Here is a 25,395-nt window from a genome sequence, read left to right on the forward strand (position 1 = left end):
CCGCATCCTTCCTGGCATCCTGCTGATGCTCGCCTTCGTCGTGCTGGCCCCGCTGCTGGACACCGCCTCAAAACTCGCCACCGCGGCGATCCCCGTCGGCCAGATCACCACCGCCCGCTTCGTCGTCCAAGGCGCATTGATGCTGCCCATCGCGCTGTTCATGCGGCTAAACCTGCGCATCTCGGCCAAAACCGCAGCCCTGATCACCCTGCGCGCCGCCCTCCTGATCGCCTCAACCTACAGCTTTGTGGCGGGCGTCCAAGTCATGCCAATTGCCGACGCGCTCGCCATCGTGTTCATCGAGCCGTTCATCCTGATGATCCTCGGCTATTTCCTGTTCGGCAATAAGGTCGGCCCACGCCGCATCATCGCCTCGCTGGTGGGCTTTGCGGGCGCCCTGCTGGTGATCCAGCCCTCACTTACCCACTACGGCACCGCCGCCTTGTATCCGCTCGCCACCGCGTTTACCTTCGCGTTCTACATGCTGCTGACCCAATCCATCGCCACCGGAATGCACCCGGTCATCCAGCAACTGCACACCTCTATTGCTGGCAGCATCCTGTGCCTTCCTGTGATGATCTGGGCCAACGGCAGCGGCATTGTTGAATTGGACCCGGTGATGCCGCACGGCCTCAACTGGCTTTGGCTGTTCGGCGTCGGTTTCTGGGCGGCCGCCAGCCATATGTGCATGACCGTGGCGCTGAAATATGCGCCCGCCAGCGCGCTTGCCCCGCTACATTATCTCGAAATGGTCACCGCCGTCGCCGTAGGCTATCTGGTGTTCGGCGATTTCCCCGACGCGCTGACCTGGGCGGGCATTGTGATCATCGTCGCCTCGGGTCTTTATATCATTTACCGAGAGCGTCTGACCGATGCACAAGCCCGCTCAATACTGCCCGCAGAGATTTGATCGGCACGATCACCAACATCTTTGCCGCCGAGAACGTCAAATGCACCGGCCCTGACACCTCATTTGAAGTGCCAATCAAACCATCCGGTGCGAAGTCCAAACCCTTCAACGGCCAGCGCAAACCTTCGCTTGTCCCGGTCACCGCCGCCATCGGAAACAACGAAAACCGACTGCCCACAGGCAAATCCAGCCGCAATTCCGCTGGTGCCAAAAAAATCACATCCTGCGGCGACAGCAACAGACATCGCTGTTCGGGTTGCCGCACCAGAGTGTTCAGCACCGCCAATCCGTGATCGAGCCGCGCGCCTGCGAATCCCAACCCCAGCACAAACGGCGCTCTGATCGACCGCAGCGCCTTATCGAAATCGGTCGTAATTTGTTCCGCAATCGGAAACAACCGATCCGCCAGCCGCGCCTTCGCCATATCTGTGATCGAATCCATGTCGCCGATCACTGCTTCGGGTTCGACGCCCAAGGCCAAAAGCCGATCCGCGCCCCCGTCGGCCCCAACGATTCTTGGTGCAATTCGCATGGCACGGATAAGCTGAGCTTTGCCGAACGGCCCGCCGCCCGCCAAAGTTATGCCCTGCAGAGAGTCGACAATCACCTGTATAATCCCGATACTGTTTTTCTAATTGCGGCACAAACCATGTGTCGTGAACACAAACAATCCTTCAAATTACCCTGTTTTGTCCACGGAATTGAACAAAGCGCAGTGCAGTTTGACCTAGTGAACCTTCAAGAGGCGGCATCCAATGCTCGGTGCAAGTAAAATTCTCACGGTATCGTATGGAACATTCAGCTGTACGCTGGAAGGTTTCGACGAACCCTTCAATACAATGAAGGCGATTGCCGAATATTTCCGGGATTTGGCTGCTGAAGATCGCTACTTTGGGGCCGAGCCGCCCACGCCAGACGCTGCCATGCTGCACCGCATCGCCGAACGCGAGATTCAGCGCCGGGTTGAGGCTAAGATTCAAGACAATGGCGTGATCTTGCGCGCGGCCGATACCGAAGCACCTGCTTTGGCGGCGCCTCTCGTTACCCCCCCCGCCGTCACCGCAGCGCCCGCAGTCGATGCCAATGGTGAGACGGTTGCCGCACGGCTGTCCCGGCTACGCGCCGCTCAATCTGCCGTAGTTTCGCCTGCCGCCATACCCGCGGCGCTGCCCGAAGCTGCCACGCCTGTCCGCCACGTCAGTGAAGCCGCAGCTTTGACCGACGATGCCTATATGGAAGATCAACATTCCGAGGATATTCTGGCGAGCGTTTCGGCACTCGCGGCGAAACCGACCTTGGCGGAACAACATCACCCCGCGCCACCTGTCCTGATCGCAGCCGCACCGCAAGTTGATCACTCCAACACATCACAAGCCGAGACTGTGCCACAAGACCTGCCCAACCTAGCAGCGTTTGAGGCTGTCGCAGCGCCTGAATTGTCTGCTCATTTCGACGACAGTTACGCGCAAGATTTGCTGACGTCGCATGACCTACATTTTGAGGATGATCCGGCATTTTCAGCCGCCCCCGCTTTCGATCTGGTCGCGGCGTTTGAGGACGATCTTGAGCAGATCACCCCAGAGCCTGAAGCAGAAGCAACACCAGATTTCGCTGTTGAAGCCATTGAATCGCAGGACTTCCTGCCTAAAAGTTTCGCCGACGAAAACCCGTTGACGCAAGATTTCGCGGCCGAAGTTTCCGTTCTTGAGGACGCGACCGCCGACGTCCTCGCCGCCGAAGATTTCGCTGCGCAGCCCGACCTTGCGGATTTCGATGACGCTCGTCTCAGCGGTGCGATCGAAATTCAAGCCGAAACGCCAACCAGCCCAGCACCCGAACGCGACGCGATCATCGAAGCGGCGGCTTATGCTGACGAGGACATGCTGGCAACGCTCGGCACACTGATCGCAGAAAACGATCAAGCTGACCTCGATGCCCCAGCTGTAGCCGACGCGAGCGTGGCCGCTTCTTTGATCGAACCCGTGGATGTATTCGACGACTTCGACGATGCAGAGGATGGCCTTCTAAGCGCCAGCCCGATCCATTCGCCACAAGAAAATCCGGCCCTCGACGCCGCTGATGCTGACGCCACAGCAGAGCCGCAAGTCGCGCCTGCACTCGAAATTGCCGCTGAAGTTGATGCCGCCGTTGAAGATGTTTTCGATGAACCCAACGAGAAAATCCAGCGCGCCCGCGCTCGGGTTATCAAGATCCGCCGCGTTGACGTAGCGCCGCGCAGCCCTGACCAAGCCGACATTCAGCCGACCACGTCGTTGCTTTCCGTCGAAGCTGAAGCCGCGTTGCAAGCCGAACTTGCCGAATTGGAAGCTGACGCGCCGGCTTTCTCTGTGACGCCCCTGCGCCCCACCCGTCCGATGCGGCCAGTGCGCCCCGCCCCTGTCGAACCCACTCTCGACAAAGCGGCCCCCGCCGCGGTCTTGACGCAAGTGCCGATGTTCATCGACAGAGATGCAACACCCGAGGCAGACGCTGTCAATGCGATGATTGCGCAAGATAAGGCTGAAACCGCTGCAGATTTCGCCGAGCAAATCTCAAGTAAATCCGATGACTTGTCAGAGGAACTTCATTCAATGCATCACGCAGAATCTCGCAAGCTGCTGGAAGCCGAATCGGATGACGCTGCGGTATCCCGCCTGATGGCCGCCACCAATTCCGCGATGGACGACGAGGAAAGCCGCCGCCGTCATTCGGCGATTTCGCATCTGAAAGCCGCCGTCGCCGCGACCGAGGCCGAACGTCAGATCAAAGCCGCCAACCCCAGCAAACCACAGCCTGATCGGCAAGACATCTACCGTCACGATCTGGAAAGCGTGGTGCGCGCCAAGCCCGTCGATGGCACCATTGAAACCCGTGCCGCCGCCAATGCCGAACGGCTAAGCCCACTGGTTTTGGTATCCGAGCAGCGCATTGACCGCCCAAAACCCGCGGCTCCTGCCGCATCCTTAGCCCCGGTGCCCACAGTTCCGCGCGTCGTGATCCCCGTACGCCCCCGCCGCGTTGGCGGTGCCGCTGCCATGGCCGCGATGCAAGCGATGCCCGCTGAACACAGCCCGCTCGAAGCCCACCTTCTTCAAGACAGCTTGCTTGGCGATGATTTCGACGCTGAAGACAGCCTAAGCTTGGAGGAGACCGTTAATTTCTTCGCGGATGGCCAAAGCTTTGCCGAATTTGCCGAAAAACTTGGAGCGAACTCGCTGCCAGAGTTGCTGGAGGCATCCGCCGTCTATTGCGCGCAAGTGCTGGGCCGTCCCGAGTTCAGCCGACCGTTTATGATGAACCAAGTCGAATCCTTGATCGACGCGCCCGATCACGGCCGCGAAGACAGCCTGCGCGCCTTTGGAACTTTGCTGCGTCAGGGCCGCATCGCCAAGGTCAAACGTGGCCATTTCTCGGTCACTGATCGCTCACCTTTGCTGGCTGAAGCCAAGCGCATCGCGAAATAATCTGCGCAGCACTTGCCCAAGACAAGCCTCAACCCGATAAAACAGGCCGGAAAGCATCGGTTTCCGGCTGTACGCATTTGAAAAACCAAGCGCGCCGATCAGGGTTTGCGATCGGCATCAGGGTCCGCCTGACCGATCCCCAGAAATACCCGTTTGAACGGCAATATCCACGCGACGCCCAAAATCAAATAGGCCGGAACCTCTGCCCAAATCGGCAGACGGTCAATTTTGTCGATCAGGTTGACTGCGACCACGACATAAATCGGCATACCGACCAAAAGGATCAGCAACGACCACCGCTTACGGGATTTGTAACTCAGCGCCATCGCAATCTCCTGAAACCAAAACGCCCCCTGCACAACGGCAAGGGGCGCGGTGAGAGTTAAACCGAAAGATCAATCTGCAAAGGGATCGGTCACCAAAATCGTATCGTCACGCTCTGGGCTCGTCGAAAGCAGCGCCACCGGGCATTGGATCAATTCCTCAATCCGCCGCACATATTTGATCGCAGCCCCCGGCAGATCGGCCCAAGACCTAGCACATGCGGTATTCTCAGACCAGCCCGGCATTTCTTCATAGATCGGCGTGCAACGCGCCTGTTGATCCGCTGCGGTCGGCAGATAATCCAATCGCACGCCGTCAAGATCATAGCCGATGCAGATCTTCAGCACCGGAAAACCATCCAGCACGTCCAGCTTGGTCAACGCAATCCCCGACACGCCCGAAGTCGCACAAGTCTGCCGCACCAGCACGGCATCAAACCAACCGCAACGCCGTTTGCGGCCCGTGACAGTGCCAAATTCATGCCCACGCTCACCCAACCGGTCGCCATCAGCATCAAACAACTCCGCCGGGAACGGGCCCTCACCAACGCGAGTCGTATAGGCTTTCACGATCCCCAACACGAAATCTATCGCCGTCGGCCCAAGGCCAGTGCCCGTCGCCGCCTGCCCTGCGATGACATTCGACGAGGTCACAAACGGATACGTCCCGAAATCAATGTCGAGCAACGCGCCCTGCGCGCCCTCGAACAAAATCCGCTTGCCCGCCTTGCGCGCCTCGGTCAGCACCTTCCACACTGGTTTCGCATAAGGCAAAACCTGCGGCGCAATCGCCCGCAACGCTTCCAGCAGGGCCGCGCGGTCAATCGGCTCAATCCCCAGACCACGCCGCAGCGCATCATGGTGGCCCATCAAGCGATCTACCCGGGTTTCCAGAGTCAACTCATCGGCCAGATCGGCAACCCGAATGGCCCTGCGACCCACCTTATCCTCATAAGCCGGGCCAATACCGCGGCCAGTGGTGCCGATCTTGGCGACCCCCATCTGACCTTCCCGAGCCCGATCCAGCTCACCATGGATCGGCAGGATCAGCGAGGCATTCTCGGCAACCATCAAATTTTCAGGGCTAATATCAACACCCTGCCCGCGCAGCTTTTCGATCTCAGTCATCAGATGCCACGGGTCCACCACCACGCCATTGCCAATCACCGACAATTTCCCGCCGCGCACGATCCCCGAGGGCAGCAGCGACAGCTTATAAACCTTGCCATCAATCACCAAGGTATGCCCGGCGTTATGCCCGCCCTGAAAGCGCGCAATCACATCGGCTCGCTCGGAAAGCCAGTCGACGATTTTCCCTTTACCTTCGTCACCCCACTGGGCTCCGACGACAACAACATTGGCCACGGCATATCCTTCGCATTCTGGAAAAACCGAGCGACCTATAGCGACCCAAGCGGCAGTATGAAACCGCTAAATCGCAGTAGGGCGCTGGACAGAGCAGCGCAGATGCGCGACCAAAGGCATAAGGCGGCACAAACAGGCAGGAAATTCATGGGAATTCTTCTACGCTGGCTTGGGGCATTCATCCTGCTTTCCGCCACTTATAACCCGACGCAAGTGAATTTCACCCGCTGGGCAGAGGCGAACTGGCAAACTCAAATGCCGCTGACCATCCTGCTCGGCCTGCTTTTGGGTGTCGGTTACATGATTTACATCGGCGCAACCCTACGCTCCATCGGCAGTTTCGGCATTTTGCTGGTCGGTGCGATTGTGGCAGCCCTGATCTGGGTGCTGATTGATTACCAGATTCGCACCCTGCAAAATCCTTCACTGAACCTGTGGCTCGGCATCTTCGCGCTGTCGGTGGTCTTAGGCATTGGTCTTTCGTGGAGCATCATCCGCCAACGCATATCCGGCCAAGCCACGGTGGATGAGGTGCAAGAGTAACCGTCACCGCACCGACCAGCCGAACCCGATCATCATCGCAGCCATTAGAAACATCACCGCGAGCAACGCGATACTGCGCCGCCCGAGTAGCAGCATGATAATGCCCTGCGCCGCGCCGATCAGCCCGAAGATCAGCAAAAAAATACTGGCGACACCCGGCAGGCTGCGCAGCCGATCGGCATCTGTCGAACTGGCATCCAAACCGTGAATGCGCAGTCCCGATGAGGGCCTGATCGCGTCCGGTAGCCATTCTGGGAAAGGCCGCGCCAACACAAGCCACATCAGCCAAAGCCCAAACGCCAACAACGGCAGCACAAAAACAAATACAACCGCACCGCGAATGCGGGTGCTTCTCGCTGACAATCTTAACATAAAAATCTCGCTTAAATTTGGTTTCTGAATGCGCGCAGTATGACGCCGCAGCGCCACGAAGCAAGTGGCTTGCCGCAACCGTTCGGGCTAGTCTGGCGCACATTCCATAAGGAAGCCAAATGCTGCTTTACATCACCCTCGGCACCAACGACCTCGCCCGCGCCAAACGCTTCTACGACGCCACATTCGCCCCAATCGACCTGCGTTTCATGGGCGAATTTGACGGCGAAATCGGCTACGGCCCAAGCGGAGCGACCAGCCCCCTCGTCTGGATCAACCCACCCTACGACGGCAAACCCGCCACTGTTGGAAACGGCTCAATGCCCGCCTTCGCAGCCGCAACCCGCGCCGCCGTCGATGGCTTCTACCAAGCCGCAATCAGCCACGGCGGCAGCGATGAAGGCCCTCCCGGCCTGCGCTACAGCCCGAACTTCTACAGCTGTTACGTCCGCGACCCCGATGGCAACAAACTCTCCGCCGTCTGCACAATGCCAGAATAGCGACCGACCCTAGCCATTCATCTGTCGATAAATATCCCCGCCCAAGGCTCCTTACATCAATGTCACATGCCTCCGGCGGGGATATTTAGACACAGAGGATGACCTAAAGCCCCGCTAACCAACCGCGAAGGGCTTGCGCGCCTGACTGCATCCGCCTAGATAGGCCGCGACCTCTTAGAAAGCCCGCCCGCATGGAAAATGTCGTTCTCACCATCCACCTCATCCTCGCCCTGCTGTTGATCGGCGTGGTGCTGTTGCAGCGGTCGGAAGGTGGCGGGCTTGGCATGGGGTCTTCGGGTGGTGCGATTTCGGGCCGTGCGGCAGCGACCGCCTTGGGCAAAGTCACCTGGATTCTGGCGATCGCCTTTATTGTCACCTCGATCACCATGACCATCCTCGCCGCCCGCTCTGCCTCGACCGCTTCGGTGATCGACCAGATCGGTGCCGAGCAACCAGCAGCCACCGCACCGGCGCTTCCGAAGGGCAGTGACTTGTTGCCGCCTTCCAGCAACGATGCGCCAGCAGCGCCTCCGGCCGCGACTGCGCCTGCGCCTGCTGCACCTGCCGCCGATCCGGCCGCGCCCGCAACGCCGCCAGCTTCGAACTAACACCAACTGTTGCAGCGCAACACCGTCAACCGACAGCATCTAGCGGTCGGGTTGCGCATAGGCTTGGCTTAAGCTATTGCTCAACTCCCGTGATGCTGTGATTCCACGCTTGCGAATCATAGCCGATTTAACCAATGCACGGGGGCTTCCACATGGCACGCTATATCTTCATCACAGGCGGCGTGGTGTCCTCGCTCGGCAAGGGTCTGGCCTCCGCCGCCCTTGGCGCATTGCTGCAAGCCCGCGGTTATACGGTGCGATTGCGCAAACTCGACCCCTATCTGAACGTCGATCCCGGCACGATGTCGCCCTTCGAGCATGGCGAGGTTTTCGTCACCGACGATGGCGCTGAAACCGACCTAGACCTCGGCCATTACGAGCGTTTCACTGGAGTATCCGCCCGCCAAACCGACAGCATTTCCTCGGGCCGGATCTATTCCAACGTGCTGGAAAAAGAACGTCGCGGCGATTACCTTGGCAAAACCATCCAAGTCATCCCCCATGTCACCAATGAGATCAAAGACTTCCTGCGCATTGGCGACAACGAAGTTGATTTCATGCTGTGTGAAATCGGCGGCACCGTCGGCGATATTGAGGGCCTGCCGTTCTTTGAGAGCATCCGTCAGTTCATCCACGAACGCCCGCGCGGACAATCCATCCTGATGCACCTCACCCTGCTGCCCTACCTTGCCGCCAGTGGTGAGCTGAAAACCAAACCCACCCAACACTCCGTCAAAGAACTGCAATCCATCGGCCTTGCCCCCGACGTGCTGGTCTGCCGCTCTGAACACCCGATCCCCGACCGCGAACTGGAAAAGATCGCGCTCTTTTGCAACGTCCGCAAAGAGCATGTCATCCCGGCCTACGATCTGAAAACCATCTACGAGGCCCCGCTCGCCTACCACCGCGCTGGCCTCGACCAAGCCGTGCTGGACGCGTTCGGCATCACCCCCGCGCCAAAGCCGAATCTCGCCCGTTGGACCGATGTGATGGACCGTCTGACCCATGCCGAAGGCCAGGTTCGCGTCGCCATCGTCGGCAAATACACCCAGCTTGAAGACGCCTATAAATCCATCGCCGAAGCCCTCACCCATGGCGGTATGGCCAACCGCACCCGCGTCAAAGCCGAATGGATTGACGCCGAAATCTTTGAACGCGAAGACCCCGCCCCCTACCTCGAAAACTTCCACGCCATCCTCGTCCCAGGTGGCTTTGGCGAGCGCGGCACCGAAGGCAAAATCAAAGCCGCCCAATTCGCGCGTGAGAAAAAAATCCCCTACCTCGGCATCTGTCTCGGGATGCAAATGGCCGTCATTGAGTCCGCCCGCAACCTCGCAGGCGTCACCAACGCAGGCTCGGAAGAATTCGACGTTGACGCCGGAGCCAAACGCTTCACCCCCGTCGTCTACCATCTGAAAGAGTGGATCCAAGGCAACCACGTCGTCGCCCGCAAAACCACCGACGACAAAGGCGGCACCATGCGGCTCGGCGCCTACACCGCCGCCCTAACACCGGGCTCCCGCGTCGCCCAAATCTACGGCACGACGACCATCGAAGAACGCCACCGCCACCGCTACGAAGTCGATGCCAAATACATCGCCCAGTTGGAAACCACCGGCCTGATCTTCAGCGGCATGAGCCCGGATGGCAGGCTCCCCGAGATCGTAGAAGTCAAAGACCACCCGTGGTTTATCGGGGTTCAGTTCCACCCGGAGTTGAAAAGCAAACCCTTCGCGCCGCATCCGTTGTTTGCAGATTTCGTGAGGGCCGCTAAGGAGGTGGAGCGGTTGGTGTGAGGGGAAAAAGAAACTAACTTTCTTTTAGATTGGCTTAAGCCTCAACGCTTGCAGCTTTGGCCTTTCTGACGAGGTGTTGTGCGAGTACGAGCAGTTCTAATGCTATCTCAGGTCCATCAATCCAGCCAAACTCATGCGTTGCAGGATTTCTAATTCCAAGCATTACGCCTGAATAAATTTGATGATAACCCTTCTGCTCATCTCGCTCCGAGTTGGTTGTGCGATTACTCCATGCAAGTTTTGGTCTATTTGGAGAAAATGCTTGATCCATCAGCGTTGTCCCCGAATGTGAAAGTCCAGAAAGTGCAGAAACAACTTTGTCGACAGCTTTGTACGCCTCGCTGACTGCCAGATTATAGTGACCAGATGCGAATAAATCACGGGACACAGCCACTATTTCCGGCTCGACGACCGTGCTTGAAAATATAACCGTTCCCGCCCCGCCTTCGGAACTGCGATCTTCAATTGCAAGCATTCTCGGAGCGGGCAGCGCAAGGACAGTCCTTGCAACTCCTAACTCGATTAAAAACTCTTGAAATCTCCTGATTTTTTCAATCATCCCTAAGATATTTCCTCATCGACGAAAAGATTGTCTCAATCTGGTCTGTAGTAGCATCGGCACTGATGTGAATCTGCACATTCACATTCAAAGGCATCAGCATCTCCCCTCTCGTCTTGCTGCCTCTTGGTGTTTCATTCCCCTTCTGAACTCTGCCCCTTGTAGCTTGCGAGGCAGTGCGGGGTTCCACTCGCTTGGCCTCTTTCGCCTTCTCTCCACTAGGACGGGTAGCTTGGTTTGGTGCGCCGTTTGGTTGTAAACTTGTGATAAGAAGGTATGTTGCAGCTTTATTTTTTGCCGATCCCTCACCTAGACCTTGGTTCATAAACCAGCTTACCACACGCGCTCTATCCGCATCTCCTGGTGGTGCAATAGTTATAAGTCCTTCATCATAAACTCCACGGGCCAGCTCCTCCACTGCTTGTGGGTAACTTTCGTCCATCCTCCAACGGCCAGCTAAATCTGTTCCCTTGTTATCGTCATCAAGAATACCAACTCGCTTTAGCTCATTAATATATTGTTTAGCTGCAACAGCTTGAACATTTAGCGAAGCCGCCAGCATGTTCTCATCGAATTTTGCGTTGGGGGTTCTTTTCAACAATTGTCGCATACCCCACCAAACCGTACTGGGGATTTGCGGGAAGGACTGATCGGCCATTGTGAGCACTCTCCGTGTGGACGCGCTTACACGTACCACAATGTATGATTTTTATGCAAATACTCTGTTTTTATTTGGGATACGCCAATTGGTGAGCAGTTCCTCACACCATCTCCACCCGCAGCCTCTTCCCCACTGCCTTCGCATACTTCCGCAACGTCTCCTCCGAGGGCGACACCCGACCGCCCTCCAGCCGCGCAATCGCGGATTGAGTCGTGCCCATCCGCCCCGCCAAAGCGCCTTGCGTCAGCCCCGCCTCGGCGCGCGCCGAGATCATCGGCTCAATCACCGAATACTCCGCATCCGCCTAGGCATAGGCGGCGGCGGTTTCGGGGTCGGCGAGCAGATTGTCTTTCGTTCCCGGCAAAGCAGTCTCGTTGTGAACGCCGTCACCCCATCAGCCGCGACCAAGCCGAAAAGCCGTAAAAACCACCCCGTCAAATCCCTCGGAAACGCTCCAAATCCCCCCATCGGTGTTCCACTCTTTGCTCCTCCCTAACAACAATCATTAACAAACCTTTAATCACACCACCCTATACCATTGAAACGTAACACATAAAACTGCTCCCACGTTTGAAGCCTCACGCCCCCTTCCCCCCCGCAAAATCGCGCCCTATAACCCCACATGCTCAGTTATCAACACCTGTTCCATGCCGGGAACCTCGCCGATGTCCAGAAGCACGCGCTTTTGGCCGTGATGCTGGATTACCTGATCCAAAAAGACAAACCGCTGACCTATATAGAGACCCACGCCGGTCGTGGTCTCTATGATCTGGGCAGCGATGAGGCGCTGAAAACCGGTGAGGCCGAGGCCGGCATCGCCATCGCCGAACAATGGTTTGCGCCCTTGCACCCCTACCGCAATCGCCTGAATGAAATCCGCGCCAGCTACGGCGCGCTTGCATACCCCGGCTCGCCGATGATCGCGGCGCTAAGTTTGCGCGACCAAGACACCATTCATCTGGCCGAACTTCACCCACAAGAACACCAACACCTGCGCCATGCGCTGAACCCATGGAGCGCGCATATCTACCAAAAAGACGGCTTCGAGCTGGCTCTCGCCATCACACCCCCCACGCCCCGGCGCGGCTTGATGCTGATTGACCCGAGCTATGAGGTGAAGGCCGATTACGATGCCATCCCGAAGCATATCGCCAACATCAACCGCAAATGGAACGTCGGCGTCATCGCGCTTTGGTATCCGCTGCTGACAGGTGGCCCGCATGGCCCGATGCTCAAATCGCTAGAAGCCCAATTCCCCGAGGCTTTGCGTTCCGAAGTCCGGTTTCCCCCGGCGCGCGAGGGACATCGTATGGAGGGCTCGGGCATGTTTATCATCAATCCGCCCTATGGTCTCGCCGAGGAAGCGGCCCGGATTGAAGCGCATTTCAAAGGTCTTTAAATGCTGGAATTTCATACCCTTGACGTCTTCACCGAAACCCCATTCGCGGGCAATCCGCTCGCTGTTGTGCTAGACGCCGACGATCTGACCACGAGCGAGATGCAAACCATCGCGCGCGAGTTCAATTTGTCCGAGACGATTTTCGTGCAAGCGCCGCAAGACCCCGCCCATACTGCACGGGTGCGCATCTTTTTCCCCACCGCCGAGATACCCTTCGCAGGCCACCCCACCATCGGCTGCGCCATCCATCTTGCCTGCCAAAACCGGACGGGGGATTTTGAAACCCTGATTACGCTCGAAGAAGAAGCCGGTCTGGTCCCCGTAACCGTCACCCGTCACGGCAACCAAATAGAGGCCGAATTCGCCGCCCCGGTGTTGCCCTTCGCGGTCCTGACCGATCTGCCCTCGGATCTGATCGCCGCCAGCCTTGGCCTGCACGCCCGCCAGATCGGCTTTACCACCCACCGCCCCGCAACCCATCAAGGCGGCCCGCGCTTTCTTTTTGTGCCGGTTGATAACCTCGCCAGCCTCGCCTTGGCCAAACCGTGCGAGCCGCATTGGTCCGCCTTGATGAGCCGCGCCGATGCTCACAATGCCTATGTATACACTCCCGGCGATAATTGCGATTTCCAAGCCCGAATGTTCGCCCCCACTGCAGGCACCTATGAAGACCCCGCCACCGGATCGGCCAGTGCCATTCTTGCAGCCCAGCTTTGGGCAAGTGGCGCCGTCGCCCCGGGCACCACCAAATTCGCCCTGCGCCAAGGCGTTGAAATGGGCCGCCCAAGCAGTATTGGCCTGACGATTGATGCCGACGCCAACGGCCCAACAGCGGTGCGGATCAAAGGCAGCGCCGTGCCAATCAGTTCCGGTCAAATCCGCCGCCGCTGAACGCTTCACCCCACCCACCTTACACATTCATTTCATCAGTCCAACGCACCCAATCCACTTGGCAACGCCAACGCGCCCGCCTATCTTGCTCCGATGTTCGCAGATCTCCTCCGCAGCCTTCTGGCTCCCGCCCCGCCCCGTTTGCCCGAACCTGACGCCCAACTGGCGCTCGCAGCACTTTTGGTGCGGGTGGCCAAAACCGACGGGCTTTATGCCGTCGAAGAGGTTGAGCGGATTGAGAAAATCCTGCGCAACCGCTACGAGCTTGACCCATTTGCCGCCGCAACCTTGCGCGGCCATGCCGAGGATCTCGAATCTCAGGCACCCGACACCGTCCGCTTCACCCGCGCTTTGAAAGCCGCGGTGCCGCTGCAAGACCGCGCAGGGCTTGTCGAGGCGTTGTGGTCGGTGGCCTTGGCCGATGGTGAGCGTGACGCCTCGGAAGATCAGCAAATGCGCCTGCTTTCCAACCTCTTGGGCGTGACAGATGTAGAGTCTGCGCAAGCCCGCCAAAAGGCAGACCGCGAATGATCGCTTCGCGGGGCGGTGTTGCCTCGCTTGGCATGTATGACCGCCCCGAAACTGCCGCCGCCAATGACCGGCTATGGGCGAATATCCGCGACGGCCTGCGCAGCGAAGGCATCCACCAAGCCCCCGACGCATTGACCCGAGGCGACACCGCCTTCTGGACTACATGGCAATCGCCCGATCTGGTGTTCTCGCAAACCTGCGGCTTTCCGTTTCGCGCCAAACTGCACGACCACGTCACTCTGATCGGCACACCCGATTACGGCCTGCCTGGCTGCCCACCCGGCTATTACAACTCGGTGTTTATCGCGCGCAAAGACGATCCGCGCACCACTTTGCCCGAGTTTTCCGGAGCGCCCTTTGCCTATAACGAAGACCTCAGCCAATCCGGCTGGGCAGCACCGCAAAACCACGCGGCAGCGCACGGCCTGCATTTCCCACCCAGCCTGCAAACCGGCGGCCACCGCCTGTCTGCCCTTGCGGTGTCAGAGTCCCGCGCCGATTTGGCGGCAATTGATGCGCTGACTTGGGGACTGCTCCTCGCCCACGATCCATTTGGCACGACCTTGCGCGAAGTCGGCCGCACCGAACCGCCGACGCCCGTGCTGCCCTACATCACCGCCAAAGGCCAAGATGCCGCGCTCTATTTCCGCGTCACCAAAGCTGCGATTGATGCGCTCAGCGCTGATGATAAGGCCACGCTGCACCTGAAAGACCTGATCGCAATACCGGCCACTGCCTATCTCGCAGTGCCAACCCCGGCCGCGCCCTCAGAAATCATGGATGGGCTTTAGGCGCAACACCGAAGCCTACGCCAAGATGCGCCGCAAAAGCCGTTGCAATGCCCGCCATTCTGCGCCCTATTTGGTCACAAGCTTCCCAGACAAGGTCCAACAGTGAACGAATCTGCCGATACTCCTGTCATTGCGATCCACGACCTGCACAAAAGCTATGGCTCGCTTGAGGTCTTGAAGGGCGTCGATCTGATCGCCCCGCGCGGCCACGTCGTCTCGCTGATCGGCTCGTCGGGTTCGGGAAAATCCACCCTGCTGCGTTGCTGCAATCTGCTCGAAGACAGTCAACAGGGCGAGATTTTTTTCGAAGGCGAACCCGTGCGCTGGAAGGGCGAAGGTCTTGGCCGTCACCCGGCAGATCGCGGGCAAGTAACCCGGATGCGCACCAATCTTTCAATGGTGTTTCAACAGTTTAACCTTTGGTCGCATATGACGATCCTGCAAAATGTCATGGAAGCGCCCGTGACCGTGATGAAACGCGACCCTAGGCAGGTAGAGGCGAAAGCCCGCGAATACCTTACGAAAGTTGGCATCGCCGATAAGGCCGATGCTTGGCCCGCAATGCTGTCAGGCGGGCAACAACAACGCGCCGCTATCGCGCGGGCTTTGTGCATGGAGCCCCGCGCTTTGTTGTTTGACGAACCGACCTCGGCGCTCGACCCCGAGCTTGAACAAGAGGTGATCAGGGTCATCAAGGCGCTTGCCGACGAAGGCCGCACGATGCTTCTCGTTACCCACGATATGAAGCTCGCGGCCGATGTGTCTGATCACGTCATCTTCCTGCATCAGGGCAAAATCGAAGAACAAGGACCGCCGTCCACGCTGTTCAGTGCGCCAAAAACCGACCGCCTGCGCGGCTTTCTGTCCGCCGGGGCGCATTAAAGCGTTGCGGGTTTGTCAAAGTTACAAATCTACACCCAAGCTCTTCTCGTTTGAGTTTCGGTTCTAAATACCTCGCAATCACCCTACCAATCGACCAAGATAATCTGGGAGTTACAATGAAAAAGCTACTTCTCGCCACCGTCGTGCTTGCCATGACCGCAGGCTTCGCGTCGGCACAAGTCGTGCGGCTCGCCACCGAGGGCGCTTACCCTCCGTTCAATTTCATCAATGACAAAGGTGAGGTCGCAGGCTTTGAGCGTGAGCTCGGCGACGAGATTTGCAAACGCGCCGCCTTGGAATGTACCTGGACCACCAACGAATGGGACAGCATCATTCCCAACCTGCAATCGGGCAACTACGATGCGATCATCGCCGGCATGTCGATCACCGACGAGCGTTCGAAGGTGATTGCCTTCTCGGACAACTATTATCCGCCAACCGCCTCGGCTTATCTCGCGGCATCAGCGGATGCCGATATCAAAACCGGCGTGGTTGCAGCACAGGTTTCAACCATCCAAGCGGCCTATGTGGCCGAATCCGGTGCAACTCTGCTGGAGTTCCCGACCCCAGACGAAACCGTCGCTGCAGTACGCAACGGTGAGGCAGTTGCGGTATTCGCCGACAAGGATTATCTGCGCCCCTTCGCAGACGAGTCCAACGGTGCGCTGGTGTTTGTTGGTGAAGACGTGGCCATCGGCAGCGGCATCGGCATCGGTCTGCGCCAGTCCGATACCGAACTGAAAGCCAAATTCGATACCGCGATCAAGTCGATGAAAGCCGACGGCTCGATAAACGCCCTAATCGACAAAAATTTCGGCGGAAAAGGTTTGAAATTCTAATCTCCCAAGGCCCGCGATGCACATCGCGGGCCGTTTCCTTTCAGGGCACATTCAATGTTTGCAGCTTGCGCCGACCCAAAGGCAATTGAGGGCCTGACTTGGGCCATGTGCTACCTGACCTCGGGCAAGCACGTCGATTTCTATTGGTCGTTTGTCACCGTGCTGGCCTTGCTTGCCATCACTGCCCCAGTCGCCATGGCTTTGGGCTTTGGTGGCGCAATGGCCGCGCGCAGCCACATCACCCCGATCCGCTGGTTTGGCAAAGCCTATACCGCGATGGTGCGCGGCGTGCCTGACATCGTGTATTTTCTGTTCTTCGTCATCGCGCTAGATCAGGGCATAGAATATCTCAACCACCTGCGCGTCTGCGAAGACCTGTCGCAGCCGGTGTTTCGAGGGCTAGAGTTCCACGTCTGCCCCGAGGCCAAAGTGCCCCCCGCCAGCGCCTCGCCATTCGTAAACCAACTCTACGGCTTTGGCCTTGCCGTCATTACCTTCGCTATCGTGTTTGGCGCTTTCGTCGCCAATGTAATCTTCGGCGCGATGCAGGCAGTCCCGCGCGCCCAGTTGGAAACCGGCGAAGCCTACGGCATGTCGCAACGCCAGGTTTTCCGCCGCATTCTCGTGCCGCAGATGTGGACCTACGCGCTGCCCGGTCTGACCAACCTCTGGATGATCCTGATCAAAGCCACGCCATTGCTGTTCCTGCTGTCGGTCAAGGACATCGTCTACTACGCCCGCGAACTTGGCGGCACCAAGACCCAAGCCTATGACTACCCGCACCCCGATTGGCGCCTGTTCTACTTCCTCGGCCTGCTGGTGTTCTACCTTGCGATGACCAAAATCTCGGAAATCGTGCTCACCCGCATCAGCAACCGTCTTTCGAAAGGCCAAGCCACCGCCGCCGGTGAAGCCATGCGAAAGGCCGCGATATGAGCTGTTGGGAAACCTTCACCGACTACGCCCTGCGCTCCGTCGGTATTGGCGCGAAGCTGCTGCCAAAAGCCGATTTCACCCTGTGCCAGCAATTCACCCTGATCGGCTCCGGCCTGATCTGGAACGTGTATTTTGCGGCCCTCGCGTTGCTGTTCGGCTTCTTCCTCGCCAACGCCTTAGCCCTCGCCCGCATCGCGCACAGCCCCTTCATCCGCAAACCGGCCGAATGGTTCGTCTTCATCTTCCGCGGCTCACCGCTGTTCATCCAATTCTTCCTCGCCTACGAAATGTTGGTCCTACTGCCCCGCACCGGCATCAACCTGTTCGGCATAACCATCGTCACCTCATGGCTGACAAAAGCTTGGGCTGGCGCGCTGATCGTGCTGTTTCTCAACACCGCCGCCTATTCAGCCGAGATTTTCTACGGCGCGCTGCGCTCCATCCCCAAGGGCGACTTAGAGGCTGCCGAGGCTTACGGCCTCACCGGATGGCACAAATTCCGCCGCATCCAATGGCCCACCATGCTGCGCCTCGCGTGGCCCAGCTACACCAACGAGGCGATTTTTCTGTTCCAATCCACCACTTTAGTGTTCTTCTCCGGCTTCCCGGCGTTCAGCCAGCAAGGCGACGCGCTCTATTATGCCAACTATTTCGCCGACAAAACCTTCAACCCGTTCATCCCCTACCCCATCGTTGCCTTCTACTTCGTCATCCTCACCTTGGGGGTGATTTGGCTGTTTGGCCGCATCAATCGCCACCTCAACCGCCACCTGCCGCAAAACAGCCGCAGCAAAATTCGCTTGCGTCCTCAACTGATCCGATAGTAAACTAGATTTGATCAAATTGCGTGGGTGTCACAACGACACTCGCCGGGGTCGGACAAAATAGGATAGGATCAAGGGCATGATCCACAATCCTCCGCTGGCGTTTGCGCAAGTGTGGGGGAATGCGTGCCTTCCTGATGTGTATTGATGAAAGACTGGCTGAGAAAGCATCCCGACGTGCGCACCATTCGTGTCGCTGCGGCGGATTTGAACGGGCAAGCCCGGGGCAAACGCGTGCCTGCGCGCTTTGCCGATAACGTAGTTAAGAACGGCACGCGGTTTCCGTTCTCGGTGTTGAACCTCGACATTTGGGGCGAGGATATTGACGACAGCCAACTGGTGTTCGAACAGGGCGACCAAGACGGCATCCTGAAGCCAACCGAGCGTGGCTTCATGCCAATGCCGTGGCTGGAAGCCCCCACCGCGCTGCTGCCGATCTGGATGTTCCGCGAAAATGGCACGCCCTACGAAGGCGACCCGCGTCATGCTTTGGCGACGGTGGTAAACCGTTTCAAAGCCCGTGGGCTGACACCCGTGTGCGCGATTGAGCTTGAGTTCTTCCTGATTGATGACTCCGGGAAAACCCTGCAAGCCCCCGCGAGCCCTCGCTCCGGCAAGGTGCGTAAAGCCGCAGAAACCCTGTCGATTCGGGCACTTGACGCGTTCGACACCTTCTTCACCGACCTTTACGACGCCTGTGAAGCGATGGATATTCCCGCCGACACCGCCACTTCGGAAACCGGACTTGGCCAGTTTGAGGTTAACCTGATGCACTCCGACGACGCCCTGCGCGCCGCCGATGATGCGTGGTTGTTCAAGATGCTGGTCAAGGGTTTGGCGCGGCGTCACGGCTTTGCCGCCAGCTTTATGGCAAAACCCTACCCTGAGTATTCCGGCTCCGGCCTGCACACCCACTTCAGCGTGCTCGACGAAAAAGGCGACAACGTGTTTGACTCAGGCGGCCCAAAAGGCACCACCATGATGAAGAACGCCGTCGCGGGTTGTTTGAACGCGATGCACGATTCCACGCTGATTTTCGCGCCGCACCAGAACAGCTACGAGCGTCTGGTTCCCGGCAAGCACGCCCCCACCGCCGTTGCTTGGGGCTATGAAAACCGCACCGCCGCGATCCGTATTCCGGCAGGCAATCCGGCCGCGCGCCGCATCGAACACCGCGTTGCGGGCGGCGATGTGAACCCCTACCTGATGCTCGCCGCCATCCTTGGCGCGGCGCTCGACGGTATCGAGAATCAGATGGAGCCGCCAAGCCCGATCGTCGGCAACGCCTATGCCGTCGAAGGTCTGCCGCAGATTCCGACCAGTTGGGAGGCCGCGATTGACGCGATGGAGCAATCCGAAATCGTCGCGCGCTTCATCCATCCCGAGCTGATCAAGAACCTGATCTCCACCAAGCGGCAAGAGCACCACTACATCGGTGAACTGACCGACGCCGAACGGATTGAGCTGTATCTCGACACCGTTTAGCGCGGAAACCGCCGATGCGGCCTCTACCAAATCCTACTGCGTCCCCCCTTGACCAAACGGCGGGACGCAGCGCAGTCTTAACCCACAACAACCCCGGAAAACCCATGCTTATCGGCATCTTGCAAACAGGTCTGGCCCCTGACGCCCTGATAGAGACTTCGGGCGATTACCCAGATATGTTCGCGCGTCTGCTAGCAGGCAATGGCTTCACTTTCCGCACCTATCGCGTGTTGGAAAATCAGTTCCCGGCCTCGGTTTCCGAATGCGACGGCTGGCTGATCACCGGCTCGCGCTTTGGCGCTTACGAAGATCACGACTGGATTCCGCCGTTAGAAAGCTTCATCCGTGACGTCTATGCAGCCCATATTCCGATGGTCGGCATCTGCTTTGGTCACCAAATTATCGCACAAGCGATGGGCGGTAAGGTTGAACGCTACGCAGGCGGCTGGGCGGTAGGCGCCACCGATTACGACTTCAACGGTGAAAAACGCACGCTGAACGCTTGGCACCGTGACCAAGTCACCGAAAAGCCCGCCAGTGCTAAGATTTTGGCCACAAACGATTTCTGCACCAATGCGGCGCTACTTTACGACGATCGCATGTTGACCGTGCAAGCCCATCCTGAATTTCGCCCCGAATTCATTGATGGCCTGATGCAAACTCGGGGCAAAGGTCTGGTCCCCGACGATGTGATGGCGGCAGCCGCCGACAGGCTGTCAGACCCCGTTCAAGATCAGACGATGGCGGCGCAAATCGCTGCATTCTTCAAGGCAAAACGACAATAAGTCCCCAGCCTCGCCGGGGTTAACCCGAACCAACAGTGTGATAAAATGTCCAAATGGACCGACCAACTGCCAGAGGCAGCCCGCAACTATATCGGTGACCGCCGGGTAGACGAAGTCGAATGTGTGATCGGCGACATTGCCGGAGTGGCGCGCGGCAAGGCGATGCCAGCGGCGAAATTCGCCTATCAAACCAACTACTTCCTGCCGAACTCGATCTTCCTGCAAACCATCACCGGGGAATGGGCCGACAACCCCTTCGATGCCTTCACCGAGCCTGACATGATCCTGGAGCCCGATTTCACCACCGCCACCGCCGCGCCGTGGACCGCCGACGTGACGCTGCAAGTCATCCACGACGCCAAAGATCAAGAGGGCAATCTCGTCCCCTTCGCCCCGCGCAACGTGCTGCGCCGGATTGTGGAGCTTTACGCAGCCCAAGGTTGGACCCCCGTAGTCGCGCCCGAGATGGAGTTTTTCCTGACCGCCCGCAACATCGACCCCAACCAGCCGGTGATCCCACCAATGGGCCGCTCTGGCCGTCGCGCGGCTGGCAAGCAAGCCTACAGCCTTTCCGCCATCGACGAATACGGCAAGGTTATCGACGACATCTATGACTTCGCCGAGGCGCAAGGTCTTGAAATTGACGGTATCTTGCAAGAAGGCGGCGCGGGCCAGATCGAGCTCAACCTCGCCCACGGCGACCCGATCCGGCTTGCTGACGACGTGTTTTTCTTCAAACGCATGATCCGCGAAGCCGCCCTGCGCCACGATTGTTTCGCCACTTTCATGGCTAAACCGATTGCAGGCGAGCCGGGTTCGGCCATGCACATCCACACCTCGGTGGTCGATAGCAAAACCGGCAAGAACATCTTCTCGGATAAAAAGGGCGGCGAAACCGATCATTTCCTGCATTTCATCGCCGGATTGCAAAACCACCTCACCGGGGCCATCGCTTTGCTTGCGCCTTACGTGAACAGCTACCGCCGCTATGTGCCTGATTTCGCAGCACCAATTAACCTTGAATGGGGCCGCGACAACCGCACCACCGGCCTGCGTATCCCGATCAGCAGCCCCGCCGGTCGCCGCGTCGAAAACCGTCTGCCCGGAATGGATTGCAACCCCTACCTCGGCATCGCCGCCACCCTCGCTTGCGGTTATCTGGGCCTGATGGAAAAGAAAAACCCCCGGCCCGAATTTGCTGGCTCGGCCTACATCGACAGTGACGATATCCCGGTGAACATGGGCGACGCGCTGGATCTTCTGGAAGAAGACAAAGCCCTGTGCGAAGTGCTTGGGCCAGAATTCGTAGCGGTTTACGACTCAGTAAAACGCAATGAATACAAAGAGTTCCTGCAAGTCATCAGCCCGTGGGAACGCGAACATCTGTTGTTGAACGTGTAACATGAACCTGCTGCACGCCAACGATAAAACCGGCGCTTACCCGCCGTCTTACTACGCCGCGACCCGCACGCCGCTAGCCCCATTCCCAACCCTGCAAGGCGAAACCCGCGCCGATGTTTGCATCGTCGGCGGCGGATACACCGGGCTTTCAGCCGCCCTGCATCTTGCCGAAAAGGGCTATGATGTGGTGCTGCTGGAAGCCCACAAACTCGGCTTCGGCGCATCGGGCCGCAATGGCGGGCAAGTAGGTTCCGGTCAGCGGCAAGATCAAGACTGGATAGAGAACACGGTCGGCGTTGATACCGCGCACAAACTCTGGGATTTAGCCGAAGAATCAAAGGCTTTGGTGAAGAACCTCATCCAAACCCACAACATCCCCGTCACCTTCTACCCCGGCATTGCCCATGCTTGTTGGACAGATGAACAGGTCCGCGACAGCCACGCCTACGCCGAAAAACTCCGCCGCGACTACGGCTACAGCCATCTTGAGACCTTGGACCGCGCAGGCATCCAGGCCCTGATCGGCTCAAAGGTCTTCAAAGGCGGCGAAATCGACCGCGACGCAGGTCACCTCCACCCGCTGAACTACGCGCTCGGTATAGCCGCAGCCGCCGCCAAATCCGGCGCGCGCTTGCATGAATTGTCCGAAGTTATCCGCATTGACCACGGCCCCACCCCCATCGTCCACACCGCCACCGGCCATGTCAAAGCCAAGCAACTCATCCTCGCAGGCAACGGTTATCTCGGCGATCTCGCCCCAAAAGTCGCCGCAAAAGTCATGCCTATCAACAACTTCATCCTGGCCACCGAACCTTTAGGCGACCGCGCCAGGGATATCCTCGCGCAACCCATCGCCGTTGCCGACACCAAATTCGTGGTCAACTACTGGCGCCTCTCCGAAGACAATCGCCTGCTGTTTGGCGGTGGCGAATCCTATGGCTACCGCTTCCCCGACATCATCAAAACCACTTCAAAACCGATGTTGGAGATTTATCCGCAGCTGAAAGGCACCAAAATCGACTACGCTTGGGGCGGCACTTTGGCGATCACGATGAATCGAATGCCCTGCTTCGCGCGGCCGATGCCGAACACGCTTTCGGCCTCGGGTTACTCTGGCCACGGTGTTGCGATGGCGACGCTTGCGGGCAAAATCCTCGCCGAAGCCACCGCCGCGCAGTCCGAGCGTTTCGATCTGATGGCGAGCCTGCCGCAGCATCGCTTTCCCGGCGGCGCTGCCCTGCGCTGGCCGCTTCTGGTGCTGGCGATGACGTGGTATGGCATGCGCGACCGCTTGGGCCTGTAGTTTTTCCATCTCTGCGCGGCCCGCCTGACAACGCGCCACTGTTACAAACTCACGAAACCGCAGCAAAATTCCGCCTGTCAAATAGGCGGAATTCACCCAAAGCCCGAGATTGTCACTAGCCTGTCACCAATCATGCGTTTAAAGCTTTCCTGAAGAAGACTTTAAGGAAAGCTGTGATCATGGCTGCTGACGGACAAAGCCTCGCCCCGAAAACCTACGATTCCGAACCAATCCCAGAGGCCGCCCGCGCTGAAATTGACCGCCTGCTCTCCTCCGGCGATTTGTTCCGCTACACCGCCGCTGAAGGCGCGCCAGTCTCCCTGCTCGAACAGGAATTTGCCGACCTGTTAGGCTCCAAATATGCCCTCGCCGTCGCCTCTTGCTCCGCAGCCCTATTCCTCGCGATCAAAGCACTCGACCTGCCGCGCGATGCCAAAATCCTGATCCCAGCCTTCACCTTCGCCGCTGTGCCCTCTGCCGTTGTCCACGCCGATTGCACCCCGGTTCTGGTCGAGGTCGGCGAGAATTACCGCGTCGATATGGCCGATTTCGCGGCCAAACTCGACGATGCGAGCGCCGTGCTGATCAGCCATATGCGGGGCCATACCTCTGATATGGATGCCATCATGGCGCTTTGTGATGCCAGAAATATCCCGGTGATCGAGGATGCCGCGCACTCGCTTGGCACCACTTGGCATGGCAAAAATATCGGCACCATTGGCAAGGTTGGCTGTTTCAGCTTCCAGTCCTACAAGCTGGTGAACGCGGGTGAAGGTGGCATCCTGATCACCGATGATCCCGAGATTGCCGCCCGTTGTGTCATCATGTCGGGCGCTTACGAGCAGAACTGGAAAAAGCACCCAGGTATGCAAAACAGCTACATGTTGTGGCAAAACAAGCTACCACTCTACAACATGCGGATGCAAAACCTGTCTGCCGCCGTGATCCGCCCACAACTGCCCGAGGTCGCCACCCGCGTTGCCAAGGGTCGCGCGGGCCATGACCGGGTTGCGGCCGAGCTAAACACCAGCGCCTTCCTGACCGTGCCGCCCGCCTTGGCTGCCGAACAGCGCGCCCCCGATTCGATCCAGTTCAACCTCGCGGGCGAGTGGACTGATGCGCAGGCTTTCGCCTTTCAGGCCCACGCCAAACAGCGTGGCGTTTCGGTGCAGATCTTCGGTCTGACCGAAGGCAATGCCCGCGCGTTTTGGAATTGGGAGTTTCTCGGCCCTGCCCCCGAATTGCCGCGCACCCGCGCCATGCTGATGCGGGCTTGCGATGTGCGCCTTCCAACGCGGCTGACCGAATCCGAGCTTGATTACATCGCCACCGCCCTGACGACAGCGGCCGCCGCGGTGAAAGCGCCGCTGAAATCCGCCGCCATCGCCTCGGCCTAAACCCGCTTCGATAAATCAACCGCGCGCTTGCATTTTTACCCTTGCAGCCGCGCCGCCCCTCGCTTATCTCACCGCAATCCGACGGTTGCGGGCGTAGCTCAGGGGTAGAGCATAACCTTGCCAAGGTTAGGGTCGTGAGTTCGAATCTCATCGCCCGCTCCATCGGAAATCAAAAACGGGCGTCCTTCGGGACGCCTTTTTTGTTAGCAAAACCCACCGGTTTGTTTGCGAAACCCACCAAAAATCCGCAGAAATACCGCTTGCACCCCCCACCTCACCCCGCTAAATACCCCCTACGGAGTGCGGGCGTAGCTCAGGGGTAGAGCATAACCTTGCCAAGGTTAGGGTCGTGAGTTCGAATCTCATCGCCCGCTCCAATAGCAAAACGGCCGCTCACCCGAGCGGCCGTTTTGCTATGGCGGGGATCGTGCGCTGTCGCAAACCTGCCAAACACAACCTTCGCACTTACCATAAACCCCTTGCACCGCCCGCCAGTTTCCCCTATTTCACCCGAACCTTGAGGCGGGTGGGCAGGCAGGCTATGCGCTGGATTGCAAATCCATGTAGATCGGTTCGATTCCGATACCCGCCTCCAGGGAATACCTAACTACTTGAACACATCCCCTATTTTTCCTTAGCGGCATCTTTACGCGCCTAGCGCAGCGGTCAAGATCGTCTGCATAGCGTCGGTTCACCACCGCCTGCGAGTCATTCAAAACGAATTGCTTGATTTTTGCCCGTGACGTGCCAAACTCCGTCGCCAGATGCACCAGGTGCATCATATTTTTGGTCGATGCTACGAGTCGTCAGATTTTGGGCGAACTTTGCAG

The 25,395-nt window shown here is 58.5% G+C and carries 26 protein-coding genes and 3 tRNA genes; 22 read left to right on the top strand and 7 right to left on the bottom strand.

From position 1 onward, the window contains the following. A partial coding sequence (locus JWS10_RS17315; RefSeq protein ID WP_299509064.1) for a DMT family transporter occupies positions 1-910 on the top strand: 910 nt, incomplete at its 5' end. Here JWS10_RS17315 and JWS10_RS17320 read toward each other — a convergent pair. Further along, positions 849-1,517: a thiamine diphosphokinase gene (locus tag JWS10_RS17320; protein ID WP_299509065.1), complete on the bottom strand. Its 669-nt coding sequence runs from the start codon at positions 1,515-1,517 to the stop codon at positions 849-851. The genes JWS10_RS17315 and JWS10_RS17320 overlap by 62 nt on opposite strands. A 148-nt stretch (positions 1,518-1,665) precedes the next feature. Between JWS10_RS17320 and JWS10_RS17325 the strand changes: the two genes are divergently transcribed. Beyond that, complete coding sequence (locus tag JWS10_RS17325) at positions 1,666-4,374, top strand: hypothetical protein (protein ID WP_299509066.1); 2,709 nt, start codon at positions 1,666-1,668, stop codon at positions 4,372-4,374. Between the two features lie 98 nt (positions 4,375-4,472). On the opposite strand, the gene JWS10_RS17330 is transcribed toward JWS10_RS17325, so the two are convergent. Then, the gene (locus tag JWS10_RS17330; protein WP_299479971.1) at positions 4,473-4,700 is read right to left on the bottom strand and encodes a DUF2842 domain-containing protein; all 228 of its coding nucleotides are present in this window, start codon (positions 4,698-4,700) and stop codon (positions 4,473-4,475) included. Positions 4,701-4,769: 69 nt separating this feature from the next. Continuing rightward, entirely contained in the window at positions 4,770-6,062 is a 1,293-nt protein-coding gene (locus tag JWS10_RS17335; protein ID WP_299509067.1) for an adenylosuccinate synthase, read from the bottom strand. A 147-nt stretch (positions 6,063-6,209) separates the two neighbouring features. Between JWS10_RS17335 and JWS10_RS17340 the strand changes: the two genes are divergently transcribed. Continuing rightward, positions 6,210-6,605 carry a DUF6524 family protein gene (locus JWS10_RS17340; protein ID WP_299509068.1) on the top strand — a complete coding sequence of 132 codons (396 nt, stop codon included), beginning with the start codon at positions 6,210-6,212 and terminating at the stop codon, positions 6,603-6,605. 3 nt (positions 6,606-6,608) lie between these two features. Here JWS10_RS17340 and JWS10_RS17345 read toward each other — a convergent pair whose 3' ends face one another. Next, complete coding sequence (locus JWS10_RS17345; protein WP_299509069.1) at positions 6,609-6,977, bottom strand: hypothetical protein; 369 nt, start codon at positions 6,975-6,977, stop codon at positions 6,609-6,611. Between the two features lie 119 nt (positions 6,978-7,096). On the opposite strand from JWS10_RS17345, the gene JWS10_RS17350 reads away from it, so the two are divergent. The 3 genes from JWS10_RS17350 (at position 7,097) to JWS10_RS17360 (ending at position 9,881) form a co-directional block, all read left to right on the top strand. Then, on the top strand, positions 7,097-7,477 hold the full coding sequence (locus JWS10_RS17350) for a VOC family protein (RefSeq protein ID WP_299479980.1): 381 nt from the start codon (positions 7,097-7,099) through the stop codon (positions 7,475-7,477). A 191-nt stretch (positions 7,478-7,668) separates the two neighbouring features. Continuing rightward, positions 7,669-8,085: a preprotein translocase subunit SecG gene (secG, locus tag JWS10_RS17355; protein ID WP_299509070.1), complete on the top strand. Its 417-nt coding sequence runs from the start codon at positions 7,669-7,671 to the stop codon at positions 8,083-8,085. Between the two features lie 152 nt (positions 8,086-8,237). Further along, positions 8,238-9,881 (top strand): CTP synthase, encoded by a 1,644-nt coding sequence (locus JWS10_RS17360; protein ID WP_299509071.1) that lies wholly within the window; start codon positions 8,238-8,240, stop codon positions 9,879-9,881. A 34-nt stretch (positions 9,882-9,915) separates the two neighbouring features. Here the strand turns inward: JWS10_RS17360 and JWS10_RS17365 are convergent, their stop codons facing one another. The 3 genes from JWS10_RS17365 to JWS10_RS17375 all read right to left on the bottom strand — a co-directional run bounded on the left by JWS10_RS17365 (position 9,916) and on the right by JWS10_RS17375 (position 11,387). After that, the gene (locus JWS10_RS17365; protein ID WP_299509072.1) at positions 9,916-10,440 is read right to left on the bottom strand and encodes a TIGR02391 family protein; all 525 of its coding nucleotides are present in this window, start codon (positions 10,438-10,440) and stop codon (positions 9,916-9,918) included. After that, positions 10,433-11,098: a hypothetical protein gene (locus tag JWS10_RS17370; RefSeq protein WP_299509073.1), complete on the bottom strand. Its 666-nt coding sequence runs from the start codon at positions 11,096-11,098 to the stop codon at positions 10,433-10,435. The genes JWS10_RS17365 and JWS10_RS17370 overlap by 8 nt, the downstream gene beginning before the upstream one ends. Positions 11,099-11,201: 103 nt before the next feature. Then, positions 11,202-11,387, bottom strand: coding sequence for a helix-turn-helix transcriptional regulator (locus tag JWS10_RS17375; protein WP_299509074.1), 186 nt, complete (start codon positions 11,385-11,387; stop codon positions 11,202-11,204). A 336-nt stretch (positions 11,388-11,723) separates the two neighbouring features. Between JWS10_RS17375 and rlmJ the strand changes: the two genes are divergently transcribed. From rlmJ to JWS10_RS17455, 16 genes are all read left to right on the top strand, one after another. Further along, entirely contained in the window at positions 11,724-12,500 is a 777-nt protein-coding gene (rlmJ, locus tag JWS10_RS17380; protein ID WP_299509075.1) for a 23S rRNA (adenine(2030)-N(6))-methyltransferase RlmJ, read from the top strand. Beyond that, on the top strand, positions 12,501-13,391 hold the full coding sequence (locus JWS10_RS17385; protein WP_299509076.1) for a PhzF family phenazine biosynthesis protein: 891 nt from the start codon (positions 12,501-12,503) through the stop codon (positions 13,389-13,391). It begins immediately after the preceding gene. Between the two features lie 93 nt (positions 13,392-13,484). After that, the gene (locus JWS10_RS17390) at positions 13,485-13,922 is read left to right on the top strand and encodes a TerB family tellurite resistance protein (protein WP_299509077.1); all 438 of its coding nucleotides are present in this window, start codon (positions 13,485-13,487) and stop codon (positions 13,920-13,922) included. Next, a complete protein-coding gene (locus JWS10_RS17395) occupies positions 13,919-14,713 on the top strand; it encodes a PhnD/SsuA/transferrin family substrate-binding protein (protein WP_299509078.1) in 795 nt (264 codons plus the stop codon). The genes JWS10_RS17390 and JWS10_RS17395 overlap by 4 nt, the downstream gene beginning before the upstream one ends. Positions 14,714-14,815: 102 nt before the next feature. After that, positions 14,816-15,595 (top strand): amino acid ABC transporter ATP-binding protein, encoded by a 780-nt coding sequence (locus tag JWS10_RS17400; RefSeq protein WP_299509079.1) that lies wholly within the window; start codon positions 14,816-14,818, stop codon positions 15,593-15,595. Positions 15,596-15,711: 116 nt separating this feature from the next. After that, positions 15,712-16,434 (top strand): transporter substrate-binding domain-containing protein, encoded by a 723-nt coding sequence (locus JWS10_RS17405; protein WP_299509080.1) that lies wholly within the window; start codon positions 15,712-15,714, stop codon positions 16,432-16,434. Positions 16,435-16,488: 54 nt separating this feature from the next. Continuing rightward, the gene (locus tag JWS10_RS17410) at positions 16,489-17,370 is read left to right on the top strand and encodes an ABC transporter permease (protein ID WP_299509081.1); all 882 of its coding nucleotides are present in this window, start codon (positions 16,489-16,491) and stop codon (positions 17,368-17,370) included. Then, positions 17,367-18,194, top strand: a complete 828-nt coding sequence (locus JWS10_RS17415) for an amino acid ABC transporter permease (protein WP_299509082.1) — start codon at positions 17,367-17,369, stop codon at positions 18,192-18,194. Before JWS10_RS17410 ends, JWS10_RS17415 begins: the two co-directional genes overlap by 4 nt. A gap of 147 nt (positions 18,195-18,341) precedes the next feature. Next, a complete protein-coding gene (locus JWS10_RS17420; RefSeq protein WP_299509083.1) occupies positions 18,342-19,679 on the top strand; it encodes a glutamine synthetase family protein in 1,338 nt (445 codons plus the stop codon). Between the two features lie 104 nt (positions 19,680-19,783). After that, complete coding sequence (locus JWS10_RS17425; protein WP_299509084.1) at positions 19,784-20,464, top strand: type 1 glutamine amidotransferase; 681 nt, start codon at positions 19,784-19,786, stop codon at positions 20,462-20,464. Between the two features lie 45 nt (positions 20,465-20,509). After that, complete coding sequence (locus JWS10_RS17430; protein ID WP_299509085.1) at positions 20,510-21,865, top strand: glutamine synthetase family protein; 1,356 nt, start codon at positions 20,510-20,512, stop codon at positions 21,863-21,865. A gap of 1 nt (position 21,866) precedes the next feature. Beyond that, entirely contained in the window at positions 21,867-23,168 is a 1,302-nt protein-coding gene (locus JWS10_RS17435; protein WP_299509086.1) for an FAD-binding oxidoreductase, read from the top strand. Between the two features lie 179 nt (positions 23,169-23,347). Then, complete coding sequence (locus JWS10_RS17440) at positions 23,348-24,565, top strand: aminotransferase class I/II-fold pyridoxal phosphate-dependent enzyme (RefSeq protein ID WP_299509087.1); 1,218 nt, start codon at positions 23,348-23,350, stop codon at positions 24,563-24,565. An 87-nt stretch (positions 24,566-24,652) separates the two neighbouring features. Beyond that, a tRNA-Gly gene (locus tag JWS10_RS17445) sits at positions 24,653-24,727 on the top strand. 140 nt (positions 24,728-24,867) lie between these two features. Next, positions 24,868-24,942: transfer RNA gene (locus JWS10_RS17450), tRNA-Gly, on the top strand. Between the two features lie 144 nt (positions 24,943-25,086). Beyond that, positions 25,087-25,160 (top strand) — tRNA-Cys (locus JWS10_RS17455). Positions 25,161-25,395: the final 235 nt, after the last annotated feature.

The sequence above is a fragment of the Cypionkella sp. genome (genome assembly GCF_028290025.1).
Lineage (GTDB): Bacteria > Pseudomonadota > Alphaproteobacteria > Rhodobacterales > Rhodobacteraceae > Cypionkella.